Origin of the sequence: Pseudomonas sp. PS01303, assembly GCF_029959385.1 — a bacterium.
GTDB lineage: Bacteria > Pseudomonadota > Gammaproteobacteria > Pseudomonadales > Pseudomonadaceae > Aquipseudomonas > Aquipseudomonas rustica.
This window is the reverse complement of record NZ_JASCPK010000115.1, coordinates 1-19,633: the sequence shown is the minus strand read 5'-3', so window position 1 is coordinate 19,633 and position 19,633 is coordinate 1. Positions and strand designations below refer to the sequence as shown.

Annotated in this window: 21 protein-coding genes and 1 riboswitch; of the genes, 16 read left to right on the top strand and 5 right to left on the bottom strand. The window is 60.3% G+C overall.

What is annotated here, in order from left to right:
• Positions 1 to 92: 92 nt before the first annotated feature.
• Together QMX93_RS23480 and QMX93_RS23475 are read right to left on the bottom strand one after the other, a co-directional pair.
• Complete coding sequence (locus tag QMX93_RS23480) at positions 93 to 1,406, bottom strand: sorbosone dehydrogenase family protein (protein WP_282358146.1); 1,314 nt, start codon at positions 1,404 to 1,406, stop codon at positions 93 to 95.
• A gap of 64 nt (positions 1,407 to 1,470) precedes the next feature.
• Positions 1,471 to 2,055, bottom strand: a complete 585-nt coding sequence (locus QMX93_RS23475) for a hypothetical protein (protein WP_053118540.1) — start codon at positions 2,053 to 2,055, stop codon at positions 1,471 to 1,473.
• A gap of 162 nt (positions 2,056 to 2,217) precedes the next feature.
• Positions 2,218 to 2,448, top strand: a riboswitch (cobalamin riboswitch).
• A gap of 80 nt (positions 2,449 to 2,528) precedes the next feature.
• Between QMX93_RS23475 and cobO the strand changes: the two genes are divergently transcribed.
• From cobO to QMX93_RS23405, 14 genes are all read left to right on the top strand, one after another.
• A complete protein-coding gene (cobO, locus tag QMX93_RS23470; protein WP_003223053.1) occupies positions 2,529 to 3,140 on the top strand; it encodes a cob(I)yrinic acid a,c-diamide adenosyltransferase in 612 nt (203 codons plus the stop codon).
• Positions 3,137 to 4,537, top strand: a complete 1,401-nt coding sequence (locus QMX93_RS23465; protein ID WP_282358143.1) for a cobyrinate a,c-diamide synthase — start codon at positions 3,137 to 3,139, stop codon at positions 4,535 to 4,537. The genes cobO and QMX93_RS23465 overlap by 4 nt, the downstream gene beginning before the upstream one ends.
• Positions 4,534 to 5,184 carry a 5,6-dimethylbenzimidazole synthase gene (bluB, locus tag QMX93_RS23460; protein WP_282358142.1) on the top strand — a complete coding sequence of 217 codons (651 nt, stop codon included), beginning with the start codon at positions 4,534 to 4,536 and terminating at the stop codon, positions 5,182 to 5,184. The genes QMX93_RS23465 and bluB overlap by 4 nt, the downstream gene beginning before the upstream one ends.
• Complete coding sequence (gene cbiB / locus QMX93_RS23455; RefSeq protein WP_282358141.1) at positions 5,181 to 6,089, top strand: adenosylcobinamide-phosphate synthase CbiB; 909 nt, start codon at positions 5,181 to 5,183, stop codon at positions 6,087 to 6,089. Before bluB ends, cbiB begins: the two co-directional genes overlap by 4 nt.
• Positions 6,082 to 7,074: a threonine-phosphate decarboxylase CobD gene (cobD, locus tag QMX93_RS23450; RefSeq protein WP_282358140.1), complete on the top strand. Its 993-nt coding sequence runs from the start codon at positions 6,082 to 6,084 to the stop codon at positions 7,072 to 7,074. The genes cbiB and cobD overlap by 8 nt, the downstream gene beginning before the upstream one ends.
• Positions 7,071 to 8,522 carry a cobyric acid synthase gene (locus QMX93_RS23445; RefSeq protein ID WP_282358139.1) on the top strand — a complete coding sequence of 484 codons (1,452 nt, stop codon included), beginning with the start codon at positions 7,071 to 7,073 and terminating at the stop codon, positions 8,520 to 8,522. Before cobD ends, QMX93_RS23445 begins: the two co-directional genes overlap by 4 nt.
• Before the next feature lie 122 nt (positions 8,523 to 8,644).
• Complete coding sequence (gene cobU / locus QMX93_RS23440) at positions 8,645 to 9,166, top strand: bifunctional adenosylcobinamide kinase/adenosylcobinamide-phosphate guanylyltransferase (RefSeq protein WP_282358138.1); 522 nt, start codon at positions 8,645 to 8,647, stop codon at positions 9,164 to 9,166.
• Positions 9,163 to 10,218, top strand: coding sequence for a nicotinate-nucleotide--dimethylbenzimidazole phosphoribosyltransferase (cobT, locus tag QMX93_RS23435; protein WP_212544275.1), 1,056 nt, complete (start codon positions 9,163 to 9,165; stop codon positions 10,216 to 10,218). Before cobU ends, cobT begins: the two co-directional genes overlap by 4 nt.
• Positions 10,215 to 10,790, top strand: coding sequence for an alpha-ribazole phosphatase family protein (gene cobC / locus QMX93_RS23430; protein WP_282358137.1), 576 nt, complete (start codon positions 10,215 to 10,217; stop codon positions 10,788 to 10,790). The genes cobT and cobC overlap by 4 nt, the downstream gene beginning before the upstream one ends.
• A 1-nt stretch (position 10,791) precedes the next feature.
• On the top strand, positions 10,792 to 11,523 hold the full coding sequence (locus QMX93_RS23425) for an adenosylcobinamide-GDP ribazoletransferase (RefSeq protein ID WP_282358136.1): 732 nt from the start codon (positions 10,792 to 10,794) through the stop codon (positions 11,521 to 11,523).
• A gap of 174 nt (positions 11,524 to 11,697) precedes the next feature.
• On the top strand, positions 11,698 to 12,102 hold the full coding sequence (locus QMX93_RS23420) for a MarR family transcriptional regulator (protein ID WP_053118559.1): 405 nt from the start codon (positions 11,698 to 11,700) through the stop codon (positions 12,100 to 12,102).
• 53 nt (positions 12,103 to 12,155) lie between these two features.
• The gene (locus QMX93_RS23415; protein ID WP_282358135.1) at positions 12,156 to 13,364 is read left to right on the top strand and encodes an MFS transporter; all 1,209 of its coding nucleotides are present in this window, start codon (positions 12,156 to 12,158) and stop codon (positions 13,362 to 13,364) included.
• The gene (locus tag QMX93_RS23410) at positions 13,361 to 13,483 is read left to right on the top strand and encodes a hypothetical protein (RefSeq protein ID WP_256218825.1); all 123 of its coding nucleotides are present in this window, start codon (positions 13,361 to 13,363) and stop codon (positions 13,481 to 13,483) included. Before QMX93_RS23415 ends, QMX93_RS23410 begins: the two co-directional genes overlap by 4 nt.
• A 54-nt stretch (positions 13,484 to 13,537) precedes the next feature.
• Entirely contained in the window at positions 13,538 to 14,098 is a 561-nt protein-coding gene (locus tag QMX93_RS23405; protein ID WP_053118563.1) for a glutathione peroxidase, read from the top strand.
• Between the two features lie 187 nt (positions 14,099 to 14,285).
• On the opposite strand, the gene QMX93_RS23400 is transcribed toward QMX93_RS23405, so the two are convergent.
• From QMX93_RS23400 to QMX93_RS23390, 3 genes are all read right to left on the bottom strand, one after another.
• Positions 14,286 to 15,557 (bottom strand): outer membrane protein transport protein, encoded by a 1,272-nt coding sequence (locus tag QMX93_RS23400; protein ID WP_053118570.1) that lies wholly within the window; start codon positions 15,555 to 15,557, stop codon positions 14,286 to 14,288.
• Positions 15,558 to 15,703: 146 nt separating this feature from the next.
• The gene (locus QMX93_RS23395; protein ID WP_282358134.1) at positions 15,704 to 16,186 is read right to left on the bottom strand and encodes a hypothetical protein; all 483 of its coding nucleotides are present in this window, start codon (positions 16,184 to 16,186) and stop codon (positions 15,704 to 15,706) included.
• 275 nt (positions 16,187 to 16,461) lie between these two features.
• A complete protein-coding gene (locus QMX93_RS23390) occupies positions 16,462 to 16,686 on the bottom strand; it encodes a hypothetical protein (RefSeq protein ID WP_003214941.1) in 225 nt (74 codons plus the stop codon).
• Positions 16,687 to 17,650: 964 nt separating this feature from the next.
• Here QMX93_RS23390 and QMX93_RS23385 point away from each other — a divergent pair.
• Positions 17,651 to 17,974, top strand: coding sequence for a hypothetical protein (locus tag QMX93_RS23385; protein WP_082341407.1), 324 nt, complete (start codon positions 17,651 to 17,653; stop codon positions 17,972 to 17,974).
• 175 nt (positions 17,975 to 18,149) lie between these two features.
• Entirely contained in the window at positions 18,150 to 19,514 is a 1,365-nt protein-coding gene (rmuC, locus tag QMX93_RS23380; protein ID WP_178124210.1) for a DNA recombination protein RmuC, read from the top strand.
• The last annotated feature ends 119 nt before the right edge of the window (positions 19,515 to 19,633 follow it).

Genomic DNA, 19,633 nt, shown 5'->3' with positions numbered 1-19,633 from the left:
CGATAACGTTCGTTCAGTCAAAGAAGATGTCGACTGATACGACGCTATCGCGAGCAGGCTCACTCCTACAGTTGTTTTAGGTCAGGCAAAAATTATTTGGTAGAAGACACTCGCCAAACCTTGTTGCCCACATCATCCGCCACCAGCAAGCCACCTTGCTGATCGATCACCACGCCCACCGGGCGACCCAGCGCGTTCTCATCTTTGTCGAGAAAACCGGTCAACACATCCACCGGTGTCCCACTCGGTTTGCCGCCGGTAAATGGCACGAAAATCACTTTATAACCACTGTGCGGTTTGCGGTTCCACGAGCCGTGCTGGCCGATGAAAGCGCCTTCCTTGAATTGCGCCGGCAAGGTGTTGCCTTCGGCGAAGGTCAGGCCCAAAGACGCCGTGTGCGGGCCAACCGCGTAATCCGGGGCGATGGCTTTGGCCACCAGATCCAGATTCTGCGGATTCACCCGCACATCGACATGCTGGCCGTAATAACTGAACGGCCAGCCATAGAAACCGCCGTCCTTCACCGAGGTGATGTAGTCCGGCACCAGATCGCTGCCAATCTCGTCACGCTCATTCACCGCCGTCCACAGCGCGCCGCTGGTAGGTTCCCACGCCAAGCCATTGGGATTGCGGATGCCCGAGGCGAAGATCCGGTGATTGCCGGTCGCGCGATCCACTTCCCAGATCGCCGCGCGGCCTTCTTCTTTATCCAGACCATTTTCGCCGACGTTGCTGTTCGAGCCGACGGTGACGTACAGCTTGCTGCCGTCCTTGCTGGCAATAACATTTTTCGTCCAGTGATGGTTGAGCGTGCCGCCCGGCAAGTCAGTCACTTTGATCGGCTGCGTTTTGATCTCGGTCGCGCCGGGTTCGTAGTTAAAGCGCAACAGGCGATCGGTGTCCGCAACATAGAGGTCATTGCCAACCAGCGTCATGCCAAACGGCGAATTGAGGTTCTGCAAAAACACCGTGCGCGTTTCGGCGACGCCATCGTGGTCAGCGTCGCGCAGCAAAGTGATGCGATTGGGGCTCGGTACGCCGGCGCCGGCCTTGCCCATGACTTTCTTCATCACCCAGCCTTTAATGCCTTTGCTGTCGTCCGGTTTCGGCGGGGCGTTGGTTTCCGCCACCAGCACATCACCGTTGGGCAGCACGTACATCCAGCGCGGATGATCGAGGCCTTCGGCAAACGCTGCGACTTGCGTACCGGCCGCCGCTGTCGGTTTGCCACCTTCGGGCCAGCCAATCGCCGGGGCGATGTTCACGGTGGGGATCAGGGTTTTGTTCGGTTCGGGCAGTTTCGGCGAAGGGCCGGTGCCGTCGGAGACTTGCAGGCTGGAGGTTTCACCACACGCGGCGAGCCCTCCGGCCAGAGCGATGACAAAAACGAGTTGGGGCTTGCGCATGACTGATCTTCCCTATGAATGCGTTATTAATCATAGAGGAGGGCGCAAGCCCGATGGTTCAACCTCAGCCGCGAGCCTCTTTGAACAGCACGGCGATGCCGGGGTGATAGTTGCCGGCCTCGCTGCGCAATTTTCGGTAGGCGTAGGGGAAATACCAGGCGACCGCGCAGGTATGTTCCTTTTGCAAGTCGTCGACCATGTCCTGCAGTTCTTCGGGACTGGCACTCTGCTGGGCTTTTTGCGGGGCGACGAACAGGCAGCCGAGCTTGAGATCGCTGGCGAAGCTGATGCGTTTGGCGTCGCTGGTGATGTCGAGAAGTGCTTGCGTGAGGTTGAGGTTGTTCACTCGCGGCCAGCGCTGCGTGGCCTGAAGGTAAGCGCGGTCTTCTGGCCCTGCGATGAACAGATCGGCGCGGGCATTGCGCTCGCCGTCTTCGTTTTGCTTGCGCGTGGCGGTGTCGTTGAGGGTGACCAGTTCGGCCATCCAGGCCGCCGCGGTCAGCACGCCGAGATTGGCTTTCTCGTCATGCCAGTACGGCGTGTCGCTGTCGCCGCGCACGGCGTTGTAACGGTCGATACAGTCAAACCAGCGTTCAAGCATCGGGCGCAGGAATTCCAGGCGCGGGTTGCTGATGATCATGCCTTGCATCGTCATCATCCTTATTCTTGTGAGTTGCTTTTATGGAAAAGCATGGCTCTTTGATATCATTTGTAACAGCCTTGCACAAGATTGCCGGCCGATAATTGATCAACGGCAGATAATCGTCCGTCAGCCCCCTCTTTAATTGACGCTCCACCCCCAACCCTCTAACCTTCGCGGCTTGTTTCAGGTGCTCTGTGACCCGCGTCGACAGAGTGAAACAGGGAAGCCGGTGAGGGTTGTCTTCAAGCGAAGAATGATCACGATCCCGGCGCTGCCCCCGCAACGGTAAATGAGTAAAAGCTGCGCCATGAGCCACTGCCTCGACAGAAGCGGGAAGGCGCGCAGCCAGGCCAATGCCGCTCATGAGCCCGGAGACCGGCCTGATCCATCCAGCGGCATCACGGTGGGCGATGCCAGGCTTTTTGCCGTCTATTCTTGTGCCTGCCCGCCGTTATCCAGCCTCAACGGAGAGCTCCCCCATGACTGATTCCCCCGAGCGCGACGAACGCCATCTGGCGCGTATGCAGCGCAAAAAAGCCGTGATCGACGAACGCATCGCCAATTCGCCCGACGAGTGCGGCCTGGTGCTGGTGCTCACCGGCAATGGCAAAGGCAAAAGCAGCTCGGCGTTCGGCATGCTCGCCCGCGCCATGGGCCACGGCATGCAGTGCGGCGTGGTGCAGTTCATCAAGGGCCGCAACAGTACCGGTGAAGAGTTGTTTTTCCGCCGCTTCCCCGAGCAAGTGCGCTTCCATGTGATGGGTGAGGGCTTCACCTGGGAAACCCAGGATCGCCAGCGCGACATCGCCGCCGCCGAAGCTGCGTGGGCCGTGTCCCGCGAACTGCTGCGCGATCCGTCGATCGGTCTCGTAGTGCTTGATGAACTGAACATCGCCCTCAAACACGGCTACCTCGATCTCGATCAGGTGCTCAGCGATTTGCAGGCACGTCCGCCGATGCAGCACGTGATCGTCACCGGTCGTGCGGCCAAGCCGGAAATGATCGAAATGGGCGACACGGTCACCGAAATGGGCATGCTCAAACACGCCTTCCAGGCCGGCATCAAAGCGCAGAAAGGCGTCGAACTTTGAATCAACCACGTCACTGCCCGGCGGTACTCATCGCCGCGCCGGCCTCCGGTCAGGGCAAGACCACCGTCACCGCCGCGCTCGCCCGTTTGCATCGCAATCAGGGGCGCAAGGTGCGCGTGTTCAAATGCGGCCCGGACTTTCTCGACCCGATGATCCTCGAACGCGCCAGCGGTGCGCCGGTGTATCAACTGGACATGTGGATGGTCGGCGAGCAGGAAAGTCGTCGGCTGTTGTGGGAAGCCGCCGCCGAGGCGGATCTGATTTTGATCGAAGGCGTGATGGGGCTGTTCGACGGTACGCCCTCCAGCGCCGATCTGGCGCGGCACTTCGGTGTGCCGGTGCTCGGCGTGATCGACGGCACAGCGATGGCGCAGACCTTTGGTGCGTTGGCGCTGGGCTTGGCCAAGTATCAGCCGGATCTGCCGTTTGCTGGCGTGCTGGCCAACCGCGTCGGCACCTTGCGCCATGCGCAGTTGCTCGAAGGCAGTCTCACTGAAGGTTTGCGTTGGTACGGCGCGTTGTCGCGCGAGACCGGTATCGAACTGCCGAGCCGGCATCTTGGTCTGGTGCAGGCCAGCGAATTGAATGACCTCGATGTGCGTCTCGACGCCGCCGCCGAAGCGCTCGCCAGCAGTTGCGAGGTAGCGCTGCCACCGGCCGTGGAATTTGCCGCGCCTGATGTAATTGCTGTCGAGCCGTTGCTGAAAAATGTGCGCATTGCTGTCGCCCGTGATGAGGCGTTTGCCTTCACTTATGGCGCGAGTCTGGATCTGTTGCGCGCGATGGGCGCCGAGTTGAGTTTCTTCTCGCCGATCCGCGATACGCAATTGCCTGAGGCGGCCAGTCTGTATTTGCCCGGTGGTTATCCGGAATTGCATCACGTCGCGCTGTCGCAGAACACCGCGATGGTTGCAGCGATCCGTGCGCATCATGCGGCGGGGAAACCGTTGCTCGCTGAGTGTGGCGGGATGTTGTACTTGCTCGATTCGTTGACTGACGTTGAAGGCACTCGCGCTGAGCTGGTCGGGTTGCTCAAGGGCGATGCGGTGATGCAAAAGCGTCTGGCCGCGTTGGCGTTGCAAGCGGTGGATCTGCCGGAAGGGGCGTTGCGTGGGCACACGTATCATCACTCGTTGACCACGACTGAGCTGACGCCGATTGCCCGGGGGTTGAGCCCGAATGGTGGGCGTGGGGCTGAGGCGGTTTATCGTGAGGGGCGGATGACGGCTTCCTATGTACACTTTTATTTTCCATCGAATCCGACTGCGATTGCCGCATTGTTTGCGCCGACCCTTGAGGACGCTATCGCGAGCAGGCTCACTCCTACAGCGGGCGATGGTGTGCCTGACGAAACGCAATCCCCTGTAGGAGCGAGCCTGCTCGCGAAGGGGCCATGACAGACAACGCATTTTCAGAGGCGGAACGCGCAGCCGTCTATAAAGCCATCGCCGAACGCCGCGACATGCGCCATTTCACCGGCGGCAGCGTCGAACCGGATCTGCTACGCCGACTTCTGGAAGCCGCCCACCAGGCCCCAAGCGTCGGCCTGATGCAGCCCTGGCGCTTCATCCGCATCAGCGACCGAACCCTGCGCAGCCAAATCCAGCACCTCGTCGAAGAAGAACGCATCCGCACCGCCGAAGCCCTCGGCGAGCGCAGCGACGAGTTCATGAAGCTCAAAGTCGAAGGCATCAACGACTGCGCCGAAGTGTTGGTCGCGGCGCTGATGGATGATCGCGAAAAACACATCTTCGGTCGCCGCACGCTGCCGGAAATGGACATGGCTTCGTTGTCCTGCGCGATTCAGAATCTGTGGCTGGCCTCGCGCGCCGAGGGTTTGGGCATGGGCTGGGTCTCGCTGTTCGAACCGCAAGCGCTGGCGGAGTTGTTGAAACTGCCGGCAGGCGCCAAGCCGCTGGCGGTTTTGTGTCTGGGCCCGGTCAAGGAATTCTATCCGGCGCCGATGCTGGTACTCGAAGGGTGGGCGCAGGCGCGGCCGCTCAATGAGTTGCTGTATGAAAATTATTGGGGAGTGAGTCAATGAGTGTGGCGTTGTTGAGTGTCGCCGCGGTTGCGCTGGATGCGCTGCTCGGTGAACCGAAACGCTGGCATCCGCTGGTGGCGTTCGGCAATTTCGCCGGGCGCATCGAGCAACGTTTCAACGGTGAAGGGCGCGGCTGGCGCAGTCATGGCGTCACCGCGTGGGTGATCGCCGTGCTGCCGCTGACGCTGCTGGCGACGGCGTTTTCCTGGGCGCCTTATGTCGGTTGGATCGTCGAGATTCTCGCGCTGTATTGCGCCCTCGGCATGCGCAGCCTCGGTGAACATGTCGCGCCGGTCGCTGCGGCGTTGCGCGCGGATGATCTGGACGAGGCGCGCAAGCGTGTCGGTTATCTGGTCAGCCGGCAGACCGATGAACTCGACAGCACTGCGGTCGCCCGCGCCGCCACTGAGTCGGTGCTGGAAAACGGCAGCGACGCGGTGTTCGCCGCGCTGTTCTGGTTTGTCGTGGCCGGTGCGCCCGGCGTGGTGCTCTATCGCTTGAGCAACACGCTCGACGCGATGTGGGGTTATCGCAACGAACGTTTCGAACGTTTCGGCTGGGCGGCGGCAAAAATCGACGACGTGTTGAACTACATTCCTGCGCGTCTGGTGGCATTGACCTACGCAGTGCTCGGCAATACCCGACTCGCCTTGAAGTGCTGGCGCACACAGGCGCCGAAGTGGGATAGCCCCAACGCCGGCCCGGTAATGGCCGCAGGCGCAGGTGCGCTCGGTGTGGAACTGGGCGGCCCGGCGATTTACCACGGCGAACTGCACGAGCGTCCGCAACTGGGCGAAGGCGCTCCAGCCGATGCCGATTCCATCGACCGTGGCTGGCAATTGGTGCAGCGCGGGGTATGGTTATGGTTGCTGATTCTCTGCGTGGGGGCTGAATTCTATGCTTGAGCACGGTGGCCGGCTGCGCAAGGCTGCACTCGATTACGGTATCGCCGAAGCCGACTGGCTCGACCTGTCCAGCGGACTCGCGCCGTGGCCATTTCCGATCCCGGAAATCCCCTTGCGTGCCTGGGCCCGTTTGCCGGAAACCGATGACGGTCTGGAACAAGCGGCGTGCGATTACTACGGAGCAAACCAGGTACTGCCGGTGGCCGGTTCGCAGATGGCCATCCAGCTGCTGCCGCGTTTGCGTCGCGCCGGCAAGGTCGGCGTGCTGTCGCCGTGCTATGCCGAACACGCTGAAGCCTGGCGCCGCAACGGTTACATCGTGCGCGAAGTGCAGGAGCAGGAAGTCGAGTTCTATCTGGACAACCTCGACGTGCTGGTGGTGGTCAACCCGAACAATCCAACCGGCCTGAGCCTGACTCCGGCGAAGTTGCTCGACTGGCATGCGCGACTGGCGCAGCGCGGCGGCTGGCTGGTGGTCGATGAAGCGTTCATGGACAACACGCCGCAGTTGAGCCTGGCGGCGCACGCGCATCAGGTCGGACTGATCGTGTTGCGTTCGTTCGGCAAGTTTTTCGGCTTGGCCGGTGTGCGTTTGGGCTTCGTATTGGCTGAGCGCAAATTGCTCCGTTTGCTTGCCGAACAGGTTGGGCCGTGGGTCGTCAGCGGGCCGACGCGGGTGCTCGGTCAAGCCTGTCTGCAAGACACTGAAAATCACACACGCCAGCGCATTCGCAGCGATGAAGCGAGCGAACGGCTGGCGACGCTGCTTGAACGCTACGGCTTCAAACCGCAGGGCGGCTGCGCGTTGTTTCAGTGGCTGATCACTGATCAAGCGCAAGCGTTATACGAATTCATGGCCCGACGCGGCATTCTTCTGCGCCTCTTCACGCACAACAGCAGCCTGCGTTTCGGCTTGCCTGCGGACGCGGCCGAAGAAGCCCGTCTCGAACAGGCTTTCATCGCTTTTACCAAGGACAAACCATGACCACCCTGATGGTGCAGGGCACCACTTCCGACGCCGGTAAAAGCACGCTGGTGACGGCGCTGTGCCGCTGGGCGACGCGTCAAGGCGTCGCGGTTGTGCCGTTCAAACCGCAGAACATGGCGCTCAACAGCGCCGTGACGGCGGACGGTGGCGAGATCGGTCGTGCGCAAGCGGTGCAGGCGCAAGCGGCGTTCCTCGAACCGCACACCGACATGAACCCGGTGCTGCTCAAACCGAACAGCGACACCGGCGCGCAAGTGATCATTCATGGTCGCGCGGTGACGTCGATGAACGCGGTGGCCTATCACGACTACAAAGCCATTGCGATGAAAGCGGTTTTGGCTTCTCACGAGCGACTCAGCGCCGCGTATCCGCTAGTGATGGTTGAGGGCGCGGGCTCGCCGGCCGAGATCAATCTGCGTGCTGGTGACATCGCCAACATGGGTTTCGCCGAAGCGGTGGATTGCCCGGTGCTGCTGATTGCCGACATCAATCGTGGCGGGGTTTTCGCCCATCTGGTCGGCACGCTGGAGTTGCTCTCGCCGAGCGAACAGGCGCGGGTCAAAGGCTTCATCATCAACCGTTTTCGCGGCGACATCGCCTTGCTGCAACCGGGCCTTGATTGGCTGGAGGAGCGCACCGGCAAACCGGTGGTGGGCGTGTTGCCGTACGTGATGGATCTGCATCTGGAAGCCGAGGACGGCATCGATCAGCGCCAGACCGACAAGGCCGAACAAGTGCTGAAAGTGCTGGTGCCGGTGCTGCCGCGCATCAGCAACCACACCGATTTTGATCCGCTGCGTCTGCACCCGCAGGTCGATCTGCAATTTGTCGGGCCGGGGCAGGCGATTCCTGCGGCCGATCTGATCATCCTGCCGGGCTCGAAAAGCGTGCGCAGCGATCTGGCGTATTTGCGCGCCAATGGCTGGGACACGGCGATCAGTCGGCATTTGCGTTACGGCGGCAAAGTGCTGGGGATTTGTGGTGGTCTGCAGATGCTCGGTGAACAGGTGCATGATCCGCTCGGCTTGGAAGGCGCGCCCGGTTCGAGTGCGGGTCTAAGTTTGCTGGCGTTTGCAACGACGCTTGAAGCCGAGAAGCAATTGCGCAATGTGCGTGGGCGTTTGGCGTTGGAAGATGCCGAAGTCAGTGGTTATGAAATTCATGCTGGGGTGACGACCGGGGCGGCGCTGGAGAATGCCGCGGTGCATCTGGATGATGGTCGTTGCGACGGTGCGCAGAGCGTTGATGGGCAGGTGTTTGGCACGTATCTGCATGGCTTGTTCGAATCACCGGCGGCGAGTGCGGCGTTGCTGCGTTGGGCCGGGTTGAGCGATGTGCAGGAAGTGGATTATCACGGCTTGCGCGAGCGCGATATCGAGCGCTTGGCGGATTTGGTCGAGAAGCATTTGGATACCAATCTGTTGCGTCAGCTCTGTGGGATTTGAGGTGGGTTCAATGGCCTCATCGCGAGCAGGCTCACTCCTACAGTTGACCGCGTTCCCTTGTAGGAGTGAGCCTGCTCGCGAAAGCGTCAGCCGCCCCAACACATAAAATTCAGGATGCCTCCATGCTCCAACTAATCCTCGGCGGCGCCCGCTCCGGCAAAAGCCGTCTGGCGGAAAAACTCGCCACCGACAGCAACCTCTCGGTCACCTACATCGCCACCAGCCAACCGCTCGATGGCGAAATGAGCGACCGCGTTGCCCACCACCGCGCCCGCCGTCCAGCCGAATGGGCGCTCATCGAGGAGCCCCTGGAACTGGCCCGCGTCCTGCGCGAATCCGCCCGCGCCGAGCGATGCCTTCTGGTCGATTGCCTGACCCTGTGGCTGACCAATCTGCTGATGCTCGACGACGCCGAACGCCTCGTCGCCGAACGCGAAGCCTTGCTCAACTGCCTGGCCACGCTGCCGGGGGAAATCATTTTTGTCAGCAACGAGACCGGAATGGGTGTCGTGCCGCTGGGCGAATTGACTCGCCGCTACGTCGATGAAGCCGGTTGGCTGCATCAAGCTCTGGCTGAGCGCTGTCAGCGTGTTGTCCTGACCGTCGCCGGCCTGCCCCTGACTCTGAAAGGATCTGCGCTATGACCCACACCTGGTGGCTGAACCCGTGTAAACCGGTGAACGCCGATATCGTTGAGCAAGCCGCCGCGCGCCAACAGCAACTGACCAAACCGGCCGGTTCGCTGGGGCAACTGGAAGCGGTGGCGGTGCAACTCGCCGGTCTGCAAGGCCAGGTCAAACCGACGCTGAAAGAGATCTGGATCGCGATTTTTGCCGGCGACCACGGCGTGGTCGCTGAAGGGGTTTCGGCGTTCCCGCAGGAAGTCACCGGGCAGATGCTGCTCAACTTCGTCAGCGGCGGCGCGGCGATCAGCGTGCTGGCGCGTCAGCTCGGCGCGCAGCTGGAAGTGGTCGATCTGGGCACCGTTAATCCCGCGCTGAACCTGGCGGGTGTGCGTCACTTGAATATCGGCCCGGGCACGGCAAATTTCGTTCAGGGCGCGGCGATGACCCAAGCCCAAGGCGAACTGGCGTTGCAGGCCGGTCGTGACAGTGTGCTGCGAGCGCAAGCGGCTGGCGCGCAGTTGTTTATCGGTGGCGAAATGGGCATCGGCAACACCACGGCCGCCAGTGCGCTGGCCTGTGCTTTGCTCGATTGCCCGGTGGTGCATCTGACGGGCCCCGGCACCGGGCTGAATGCCGAAGGTGTCAGCCATAAAGCCCAAGTCATCGAGCGCGCACTGGCGTTGCACGCGGCCCAGCGCGGAGATGCGTTGCAGACGCTGTTCAATCTTGGCGGTTTCGAAATCGCGGCGCTGGTCGGTGCGTATCTGGCGTGCGCGCAGGAAGGCGTTGCGGTGCTGGTCGACGGCTTTATCTGCACGGTCGCGGCGCTGGTCGCGGTACGCCTGAATCCGGCTTGCCGCGAGTGGCTGCTGTTCGGTCATCGCGGCGCCGAGCCGGGCCATCGTCATGTGCTGGAAACCCTCGGCGCCGAGCCATTGCTGGAACTCGGTCTGCGTCTGGGCGAAGGCAGCGGCGCGGCGCTGGCGGTGCCCCTGTTGCGTCTGGCCTGCGACCTGCACGGGCAGATGGCGACGTTCGCCGAAGCGGCGGTGGCGGATCGCCCGGCATGACCTTGCGCCTTGATCTGCTGCGTCACGGTGAAACCGAATTGGGTGGTGGCTTGCGCGGCAGTCTTGATGACGCGCTGACCGAAAAAGGCTGGACGCAGATGCGTGCGGCGGTGATCGAGGGCGGGCCTTGGGATCGTTTGGTCAGCTCGCCGTTGCAGCGTTGCGCGCGGTTTGCCGCTGAGTTGGGTGAGCAGTTGAATCTGCCGGTGCAACTCGATAAGGATCTGCAGGAGCTGCATTTCGGCGCGTGGGAAGGGCAGAGCGCGGCGGCGTTGATGGAGACGGATGCTGACGCGTTGGGCCTGTTTTGGGCCGATCCCTATTCATTCACGCCACCACAGGGTGAACCGGTCAGCGACTTTTCCACGCGAGTGTTGGCAGCAGTGGCTCGGCTGCATACCGCACATGTTGGTGAGCGGATTTTGCTGATCAGCCACGGTGGCGTCATGCGTTTATTGCTGGCGCACGCGCGAGGTTTGCCGCGTGAGCAATTGCTCAATGTTGAAGTGGGGCATGGCGCGCTGTTTGCGCTGACGGTCGAGGCCGACGGTTTACTCAAGGAAGGTCACTGACATGCTGCCGCTGTGGATCGCCCTGCAATTTCTCAGCAGTCTGCCGATTCGTCTGCCGGGGATGCCTGAGCCGGAACAGCTTGGGCGTTCGCTGCTGTTTTATCCGCTGGTGGGATTGTTGTTTGGTGTGATCCTGTGGGCGCTGAATCTGGCATCGGCGGGGGCGCCGTTGTTGCTGCATGCGGCGTTGCTGCTGACGGTGTGGGTGTTGCTCAGTGGTGCGCTGCATCTTGATGGTCTGGCCGATAGCGCGGATGCCTGGCTCGGTGGGTTTGGTGATCGCGAGCGCACGCTGACGATCATGAAAGATCCGCGCAGCGGGCCGATTGCCGTGGTCACGCTGGTGCTGGTGTTGCTGCTCAAGTTTGCCGCGTTGCTGGCGTTGATCGAGCAAGGGCAAGGGCTGGTGTTGATCATCGTGCCGGTGCTTGGGCGGGCGGCGTTGTTGGCGTTGTTTTTGACCACGCCGTATGTGCGTGCGGGTGGGTTGGGGCAGGCATTGGCAGATCATTTGCCGCGTCGGGCAGGTTGGTGGGTGCTGGGCGTCAGTGCGCTGGGTTGCTTGTTGATTGCCGGGATTAGCGCCGTCGTTGCGGTGGTGATTTCTGTCGCGGTGTTTGGCTGGCTGCGGCGAATGATGATGCGGCGGTTGGGCGGGACGACGGGCGATACGGCGGGGGCGTTGTTGGAGTTGTTGGAGGTGGGGGTGTTGGTTGGATTGGCGTTGGCCTGATAGATTTTTATCGTTCATGCCGACCCCATCGCGAGCAGGCTCACTCCTACAGGGGAGCGCGGTCAACTGTAGGAGTGAGCCTGCTCGCGATAGCAATTTTCCAGGCACCACAAATGTTCAGGGTAAACTCATCTGTAACTTGATTTAACACAGTCGCGGGTATATACACGCATCATGCTTACCTCTCAGTGTTTATGCACCAACCTGCGTCGCGCCGCGCGTGGCGTCAGCAGGCATTACGACGGCGCTCTCGACGGCTTCGGGATCAACGTTGCGCAGTATTCTTTGCTGTGTAACCTGCAACGTCTCGATCAACCGAGCATCTCGGAACTCGCCGAAGCCATGGGGCTGGATCGCAGCACCCTCGGGCGCAATCTGCGCGTGCTCGAAGGTGAAGGCCTGGTGGCGCTGGCCGAGGGCGAAGACATGCGTAACCGCATCGTCCGGCTCACGGAAATCGGTGCGCAACGTCTGGCAGATGCACTGCCGGCCTGGGAGGCGGCGCAGCAGCGATTGATCGATCGACTGGGTGCCGAGAAGCGTGAAACCTTGCTCAAATTGCTGGATGAACTGGCGTAACGGCCGGTTTTTCCGATCTCAAGCGGGTATATACCCGCGACTGGAGAATAATAATGACATCGATGTGGCGTACGTGCGGTTGGGTGTTGGTCGGCAGTGCGCTGATTCTTGCGTTGTCATTGGGCGTGCGCCACGGCTTCGGTCTGTTTCTGTCGCCGATGAGCGCGCAGTTCGGCTGGGGCCGCGAGGTGTTCGCCTTCGCCATCGCTTTGCAGAACCTGATCTGGGGTTTGGCGCAGCCATTCACCGGCGCGCTGGCTGACCGTTTCGGCGCGGCGAAAGTGGTGCTGGTCGGCGGCGTGCTCTACGCCGTGGGCCTGATCTGCATGGGCTTGTCGGATTCGGCGGTGACGCTGTCGCTGAGTGCTGGTTTGCTGATTGGCATCGGCCTGTCCGGCACTTCATTCTCGGTCATCCTTGGCGTCGTCGGTCGTGCAGTGCCGCCGGAGAAACGCAGCATGGGCATGGGCATCGCCAGTGCTGCCGGTTCGTTCGGCCAGTTCGCGATGTTGCCCGGTACCCTCGGCCTGATCGGCTGGCTCGGTTGGTCGGCGGCGCTGCTGGTGTTGGGCCTGCTGGTGGCGCTGATTGTGCCGCTGGTGAGCATGCTCAAGGACAAACCGCTGCCGGTGCTCGGTCATGAGCAAACGCTGTCCGAAGCCTTGCGTGAAGCCTGTTCGCATTCGGGTTTCTGGCTGTTGGCGTTTGGCTTTTTCGTGTGTGGCTTTCAGGTGGTGTTTATCGGCGTGCATCTGCCGGCGTATCTGGTTGATCAGCATCTGCCGGCCAGCGTCGGTACTACGGTGCTGGCGCTGATCGGGCTGTTCAACATCTTCGGCACTTACACGGCTGGTTGGCTTGGCGGGCGCATGTCAAAACCGCGTTTGCTCACGGCGCTGTATCTGTTGCGCGCGGTGGTGATTGTGCTGTTCCTCTGGATGCCGGTGACGACCACCTCGGCGTATCTGTTCGGCATGGCCATGGGCTTCTTGTGGCTGTCGACGGTGCCGTTGACCAACGGTACGGTGGCGACCTTGTTTGGTGTGCGTAATCTGTCCATGCTCGGCGGCATCGTGTTCCTGTTCCATCAGCTCGGCTCGTTCCTTGGCGGCTGGCTGGGCGGGGTGGTGTACGACCGAACCGGGAGTTATGACTTGATCTGGCAAGTGGCGATTCTGTTGAGTTTGTTGGCGGCCGCACTGAACTGGCCGGTGCGCGAGCGTCCGGTGGCACGCCTGCAAGCCGCAGCGGGCGCCGCATGAGCCGATTCTGGCCACGTATCCTCTTTGCCGCACTCGGCGCCGCATTGCTGGCGCTGGTGTGGTGGGGCTGGCATCAGGGCGGTCTGGCGTTGATGCAACTGGGTATGAGTATTTGCTAGAAGCAGGCGTGGCGAGTAACGTCGAAGTCTGACGACTTCTCAAGGATGTACGACATGCTGATGCGCTGGTGTGCTGTTCCCGCGTTGCTGATGGCGTTGACTGGCGTGGCCCAGGCCGCTGACTGTCCCGAATTGCTGCAAGGCTCGCTGCCCAAATTGCGCGCCAAGGATTCCATCGACCTGTGCAAACAATACGCAGACAAACCGCTGGTGGTGGTCAACACCGCCAGTTTCTGCGGTTTCGCGCCGCAGTTCGAAGGCCTTGAGGCGCTGCACAAACGCTATGAAGGGCAAGGGCTGGAAATGCTCGGCGTGCCGTCCAATGACTTCAAACAAGAGTCCAAAGACAGCGCTGAGACCGCCAAGGTCTGCTACGCCAACTACGGCGTGACGTTCGCCATGACCGAACCACAGAAAGTCCGTGGCGATGACGCTACGCATATGTTCCAGGTATTGGCTGCGCAGAGCAGCGCGCCGAAGTGGAATTTCTACAAATACGTGGTCGATCGTCAGGGCAAGGTGATCGCCAATTTCTCTAGCCTGACCAAACCGGATGATCCGGAATTCATTGCCGCGATCGAAAAAGCCATCGCCTCAAAACCCCTGAAACCCTGACCAGCGCGATCCCTTGTAGGAGCAGAGCTTGCTCGCGAAAGCGGTGTGTCAGTTGATATATAAGCTGCCTGAGCCGACGCTTTCGCGAGCAAGCTCAGCTCCTACAAAGACAGGCACAAAAAAGCCCCGCTTTCTGAAAGAGAGCGGGGCTTTTTTGTAGGCGAGGGGTTAACCCCGCCCGGCAGCATCAGAAGCGATAAGTCGCGCCAACACCGAAACCGTTTGCCGAGTTTTCATACTTGGCATCGTAGGTCTGGCCACGATCGTTTTCGTTGCGGATCTTGATCGACTCTTCTTTCAGGTACGAGTAGGCCACGTCGATGGTCAGGTCTTCGGTCGGGCTCCAGCCAGCACCGATGCTGAAAATCGTACGGTCGCCAGTCGGAATACGTGGCGAACGGTCGACGTTGTTGGTCGGCGACTGGTCGAAGGTCAGACCGGTACGCAGTACCCATTCCTTGTTCAACTGATACGAAGTACCCACGGCGTAAGCCCAGGAATCGTGCCAGTTCTGGTCTTCGGTGATTTCACCGAACTGACCGGCCAGTGCAGGCTGCACGCCCGAGTTCTCGACGGTGATTTTCTTCAGCTGGCTCCAACGGGTGAAGGTCGAACCGGCGTAGACATTCCACTGATCGTTGATCGCCTGGGTCACCGAGAAGTCCAGGGATTCAGGCGTAGTGATCTTCAGCGAAGCGTCGTACTTCTGGTTCGGGTTCGCGCCGATCAGGCCCAGCACACCGTAGTTGACCTTGGTGTTGCCTTCGAGCTTGTAGTCGACTTTCGAGTGGTAGGTCATGCCCAGACGCGTAGTGTCGGTGGCTTGAACCAGCACGCCGATGTTGTAGCCCAGTGCGGTGTCGTCACCCTTGATCTTGACCTTGCCATCTGGCGCGGCCTGAGTGATCGACAGGTTGGATTCCAGCGAGCCGTCGATACGGTTGATGGTCGGGCCGAAGCCGATCGACACCACGTCGTTGAACTTGTAGCTCACGGTTGGCTGGAAGGTGATGACTTGTACTTCGGACTTGCTGCCGAAGTAACGGCCGGCAAAGCCGTTTTCGTAATCGGTGATCAGGCCGAACGGCACGTAAACGCCGAGGCCGAATGCCCAATGATCATCGATTGGTTTGACGTAGAAGCCCATAGGTACGGAGGTGAAGGGCACCATGTCGCCTTTGTTGCTGCCGCCGTTAGGGCTGGAGCTGGCGTCGCTGATATCGGTTTTTGCGTCGAGAAATGCAACACCGCCAGTGACTTGTTCGCGCGTGAGGCGCGACATGCCGGCAGGGTTACCATAAACAGTGCTTGCGTCGTCGGCAGAAGAAGATCGCCCGGCGTACCCAGTCCCCATCCCGCTGATGCTGTGTTCGTTGATGGCAAAGCCAGCTGCGAAAATCTGGGTGGATGCCATGGTAACGGCGAGGCTAAGGGTGGTTTTGAGCATTACTTTTTTCATTATTAGAACTCCTGGTGATCACCGGGGCGAAAATTACCAACATTTTCGCTCCGGCGCTATAGTCCGTATGCCTTGAGTTAGAGCGGTTTTGTAGGACAATCCGACCAGATTCGCGACCCGTTACACGATCTTGCGAAACCGGTGGGTCAACAAGCGACCTGATTCATCGGTGAAACACAGGTCTGCCAGGCGTAGGTGAAATCGCGCAGACGACCCTGAGGCTGAAACGTCTGACGCCAGATACGCGCCATTCCGAGCAAATCAGCCGGGTCGGGGAGGGTGGGGTTTTGTTCTTCTACCAGCAGCCAGGCGATGGCGGTGGCGTAACGCAGATTAACGGTTAATTCCAGGTGCGGCCCGCTGAGGAAAGCATGCTGACTGGCGAGGCCGCGAACCAGGCTTGCGCGCTCCGGATCGAGTGCCAGGTAATCATCCCAAAGGGCTTCATGACGATGCTCGGCAATGCGGTAGAGGCCGTGGCCACGGCGGTCATGCAGGGCAGAACCCAGGGCTGACTGACTGGCGGCGATGCCCAGCAACAGGGCTTCGGCAGTTGCGCAGTGGCGTCCCAGGTAGATCAACGTAGGACGGATCACATAGCGGCACAGTTCGCTGGCAGCGATACCCATAAATCCCTCGGTTCTTGTTATTAATGGCGAGTCCTGAAGGGGGGGCTTGGCAGCAGTGGATCGGTTCAGGCTCGCCGCAAGCGGATCACGCCGCTTGAGTTGAAGTGTAGTGTCATATTCGCGACGTAAAGGCCTGTTTTTAAAATATTTCCGGCTGCGCGGAATATCCGTTATATCCGATGGTGCTTAGCCGCTGAGGGGTAAAAGCGAAACATCGGGCAATAAAAAGCCCCGCATTTTGTGCGGGGCTTTTGCTTTTGCAGCCTTTTCGGCTTTCAGGCAACCAGTGCCTGACGGGTACGATCGATCACGGCCTGCAGCGGTTCAGCGCTGGAGTACTGATCGGGGTAAAGACGCTCGCTGTGGCGGGCGATACCGTGTTCGTTGACCAGTGTGAAGCTGAAGCAGCCTTTGCGAGCGGCCATGATCAGGCAGTTCATCGGAGCAAAAGCGTTGGTTAGGGTGCGAATGGCATCCTGAGTATGGATTTGAGTAGACATAGTTATTAGGTGTTCCTACAAATGACACGGATAAGAACCGTGCAACGTTAAAACGTTCCAGTGACGACGACCACCATTGGTCGAACGAAGAACCCGACTGGAACAAAGCAGCCAGTTTGAAGCGCTGATAAGTTGGCGCGCTTGGGCTGGCAGGTAGGTACTTAGGAGGGCAGGCAACACATCAAGGGCGAAGGTTCTGGGCCCGGGGTGAAGATCCTGATCAATTTGCAGGTTGGTTCGGTCAGAGTAAGTGGCCTTCGCAACACCCTTTGCATCATTCAAAGGCTGTGTTGTCGCAAGATTTACCTGGAAACCATCGAGGGGTCGCTCCCGCTTTTTTCGGCGATTGGCTTCTTGGTAGAAGGTTGACCGTGGGGATGTGTTCGACCGGAATTGACTTTCAGCTTGGTACTAACGCCGCGGATACTAACGGATCGAAAAGTACAAAGCAAACCTAATGCTGAAAAAGATTGCAGGCAGCTACGGATTCTGCTTGTCGATCCAGCGGATCGCCCCGTATTGGCCCACATTAAGACCGTCGGTCGGTGAAACAATTTTCATCAAGCGCCACGCCAGACTGCCTTATCCCCAGGCAATGGTGGAAAACGACCCGAAAAAGCGCACGCCTATAACCGGGTAACAGGTACTTGTGCACATTAGTTGCGCGGGCTGTCACAGCACTGTCACATCAATCCTGACCCCGATGGCTGCCTGCATCGAAAGTTTAAGTCAATGAAAAACATCGGTTTTTTTTGTTGGTGAAAAAATCGTCAGTTTGACTGCGAGCCCCATTCCACAAGGGTTTGCGAGGGTTCAGGGGCGGTTGTCCACTGAGTTATCCACAGCTTCTGTGGATTGTCCCGAGCGCTTGCTCTAGCACGGGCGTGCCGGGTTTTTTTCGGACTTTACCTGTAAGAAAAAGAGAGTAGAGTGGCGCGCCTTCCGATCTGTCCCACAGTGCTTTATGAAGTTTCGCTCAGTATCAGACTCTGTTACCTCAGAACCGCCTCGTGTTACCCCGCCCAAGCGATTTTCTGTGCGCGTCGCCGAATGGCTGCTCGACAGCCCGCGCCTGAGCGACAGCCACAACGCCAAACACCTTGCCGGCCGCCTGCTCAAGCAGCCTGCGCGTGAAGGTGTGGTCGCAGCGCAAAGCCGTCTCGGTCAATTGATGTGCCGTGAGTGCGGTAACGCCCGCGACCGCCGCATTGGCCAGGATCTGCTGCGTTCGGCTGCCCGTGCCGGCGACCGGCGTGCGCAGCAGGAACTCGGTCTCATCGAAGACTGAGCTGTCCAAGACCTGACACCTTGGTTAACCTTCAGGCTTTATTGGATGGGCAGGAATCTCTATGGCGATGGACTTGACCAGCGTATTGCTCGGTCTCGCGGCAGCGGGGTTGCCATTGCTGGCGCTGGCCTGGCAACTGCAACGCCGGGCGAGCAACGGCCAAGCCGACGTGGCCCTGCTCGAAGAGCGGCTGGCCATGGCGCAACTGGCGCAGGACGGCCTCAACGCTCAGCTTGAGGCGAGCCGCGATGAAGTCGCTGATCTGGGCCAGGCCAACGCCGCGAAACAGGCTGAACTGGCGGCCCTGCGCCGTGAAGTCGAGTTGCTGCAGATCGAGCGCGACGACGCCCGCGACGCCTCCCACGCCTGGAACATCGAACGTGCCAGCAAAGAAGCCGAACTGCGCCGTCTCGACGCGCAAGCCGCTTCGTTGAACGCCGAGCTGCGTGAACAACAGGAAAGCCATCAGCAGCGCCTCAGCGACCTGCAAGGCTCGCGTGATGAGCTGCGCGCGCAGTTCGCCGAACTGGCCGGCAAGATCTTTGATGAGCGCGAGCAGCGTTTCGCCGAAACCAGCCAGCAGCGCCTCGGCCAGTTGCTCGATCCGCTGAAAGAACGCATCCAATCCTTCGAAAAACGTGTGGAAGAAAGCTATCAGGCTGAAGCCCGCGAGCGCTTTTCGCTGGCCAAGGAGCTGGAGCGTTTGCAAGCGCTCAACCTGCGTCTGAGCGACGAAGCGACCAACCTGACCCGCGCCCTCAAGGGCCAGAAAACCCAAGGCAACTGGGGCGAACTGATTCTCGAGCGGGTGCTCGAACACGCTGGTCTGGAGAAGGGCCGCGAATACCAGACACAGGTGAATTTGAAGGGCCCGGACGGCGAGCGTTTCCAGCCCGACGTGGTGATTTATCTGCCGGGCGACAAGCAGGTGGTGGTCGACTCGAAAGTCAGTCTGACCGCGTATCAGCAATACGTCGCCGCCGAAGACGACACCCTCGGGCAGATCGCGATCAAGCAGCACGTACTGTCCCTGCGCAATCACGTCAAAGGTCTGGCCGGCAAGGATTACAAGCGTCTGGAAGGCCTGCACAGCCTTGATTTTGTTTTGCTGTTCGTGCCGATCGAAGCAGCGTTCTCGGCAGCGTTGCAGGCTGAGCCGTCGCTGTTTCAAGAGGCGTTCGACCGCAACATCGTGATCGTCAGCCCTACGACATTGCTGGCGACGCTGAGGGTCATCGACAGTCTGTGGAAGCAGGAGCGCCAGAGCCAGAACGCCCGGGAAATCGCCGAGCGCGCCGGATGGCTGTACGACAAGTTCGTGCTGTTCATTCAGGATCTGGACGAGGTCGGCAATCGTCTGCAGCAACTGGACAAAGCCTACAGCTCAGCGCGCAACAAACTGACAGAAGGGCGCGGCAATCTGGTCAGCCGCAGTGAACAGCTCAAACTGCTCGGGGCGCGAGCGAGCAAGAGCTTGCCGGCGGATCTGCTGGAGCGGGCGATGACCGATGTTGATGGCTTGGTTGAGTTGCCGGAATAACCGCAAAAGCTTCGCGAGCAGGCTCGCTCCCACTATTTGTAATGCATTCCAATGTGGGAGCGAGCCTGCTCCCGAAGGGGCCAGTGCAGCGCATACATATTTAGAGCGGCACATACCGA

What these genes read in the sequence shown, in the direction of transcription:
- QMX93_RS23445 (WP_282358139.1), top strand. Translation starts at nt 7,071, where the DNA reads ATGACCACCCTGATGGTGCAGGGCACCACTTCCGACGCCGGTAAAAGC.
- QMX93_RS23390 (WP_003214941.1), bottom strand. Translation starts at nt 16,686, where the DNA reads ATGTCTACTCAAATCCATACTCAGGATGCCATTCGCACCCTAACCAAC.
- cobU (WP_282358138.1), top strand. Translation starts at nt 8,645, where the DNA reads ATGCTCCAACTAATCCTCGGCGGCGCCCGCTCCGGCAAAAGCCGTCTG.
- QMX93_RS23395 (WP_282358134.1), bottom strand. Translation starts at nt 16,186, where the DNA reads ATGGGTATCGCTGCCAGCGAACTGTGCCGCTATGTGATCCGTCCTACG.
- QMX93_RS23415 (WP_282358135.1), top strand. Translation starts at nt 12,156, where the DNA reads ATGACATCGATGTGGCGTACGTGCGGTTGGGTGTTGGTCGGCAGTGCG.
- QMX93_RS23410 (WP_256218825.1), top strand. Translation starts at nt 13,361, where the DNA reads ATGAGCCGATTCTGGCCACGTATCCTCTTTGCCGCACTCGGCGCCGCA.
- cobC (WP_282358137.1), top strand. Translation starts at nt 10,215, where the DNA reads ATGACCTTGCGCCTTGATCTGCTGCGTCACGGTGAAACCGAATTGGGT.
- cobD (WP_282358140.1), top strand. Translation starts at nt 6,082, where the DNA reads ATGCTTGAGCACGGTGGCCGGCTGCGCAAGGCTGCACTCGATTACGGT.
- cobO (WP_003223053.1), top strand. Translation starts at nt 2,529, where the DNA reads ATGACTGATTCCCCCGAGCGCGACGAACGCCATCTGGCGCGTATGCAG.
- QMX93_RS23480 (WP_282358146.1), bottom strand. Translation starts at nt 1,406, where the DNA reads ATGCGCAAGCCCCAACTCGTTTTTGTCATCGCTCTGGCCGGAGGGCTC.
- QMX93_RS23475 (WP_053118540.1), bottom strand. Translation starts at nt 2,055, where the DNA reads ATGCAAGGCATGATCATCAGCAACCCGCGCCTGGAATTCCTGCGCCCG.
- QMX93_RS23420 (WP_053118559.1), top strand. Translation starts at nt 11,698, where the DNA reads ATGCTTACCTCTCAGTGTTTATGCACCAACCTGCGTCGCGCCGCGCGT.
- cbiB (WP_282358141.1), top strand. Translation starts at nt 5,181, where the DNA reads ATGAGTGTGGCGTTGTTGAGTGTCGCCGCGGTTGCGCTGGATGCGCTG.
- QMX93_RS23405 (WP_053118563.1), top strand. Translation starts at nt 13,538, where the DNA reads ATGCTGATGCGCTGGTGTGCTGTTCCCGCGTTGCTGATGGCGTTGACT.
- bluB (WP_282358142.1), top strand. Translation starts at nt 4,534, where the DNA reads ATGACAGACAACGCATTTTCAGAGGCGGAACGCGCAGCCGTCTATAAA.
- QMX93_RS23425 (WP_282358136.1), top strand. Translation starts at nt 10,792, where the DNA reads ATGCTGCCGCTGTGGATCGCCCTGCAATTTCTCAGCAGTCTGCCGATT.
- QMX93_RS23400 (WP_053118570.1), bottom strand. Translation starts at nt 15,557, where the DNA reads ATGAAAAAAGTAATGCTCAAAACCACCCTTAGCCTCGCCGTTACCATG.
- cobT (WP_212544275.1), top strand. Translation starts at nt 9,163, where the DNA reads ATGACCCACACCTGGTGGCTGAACCCGTGTAAACCGGTGAACGCCGAT.
- QMX93_RS23385 (WP_082341407.1), top strand. Translation starts at nt 17,651, where the DNA reads ATGAAGTTTCGCTCAGTATCAGACTCTGTTACCTCAGAACCGCCTCGT.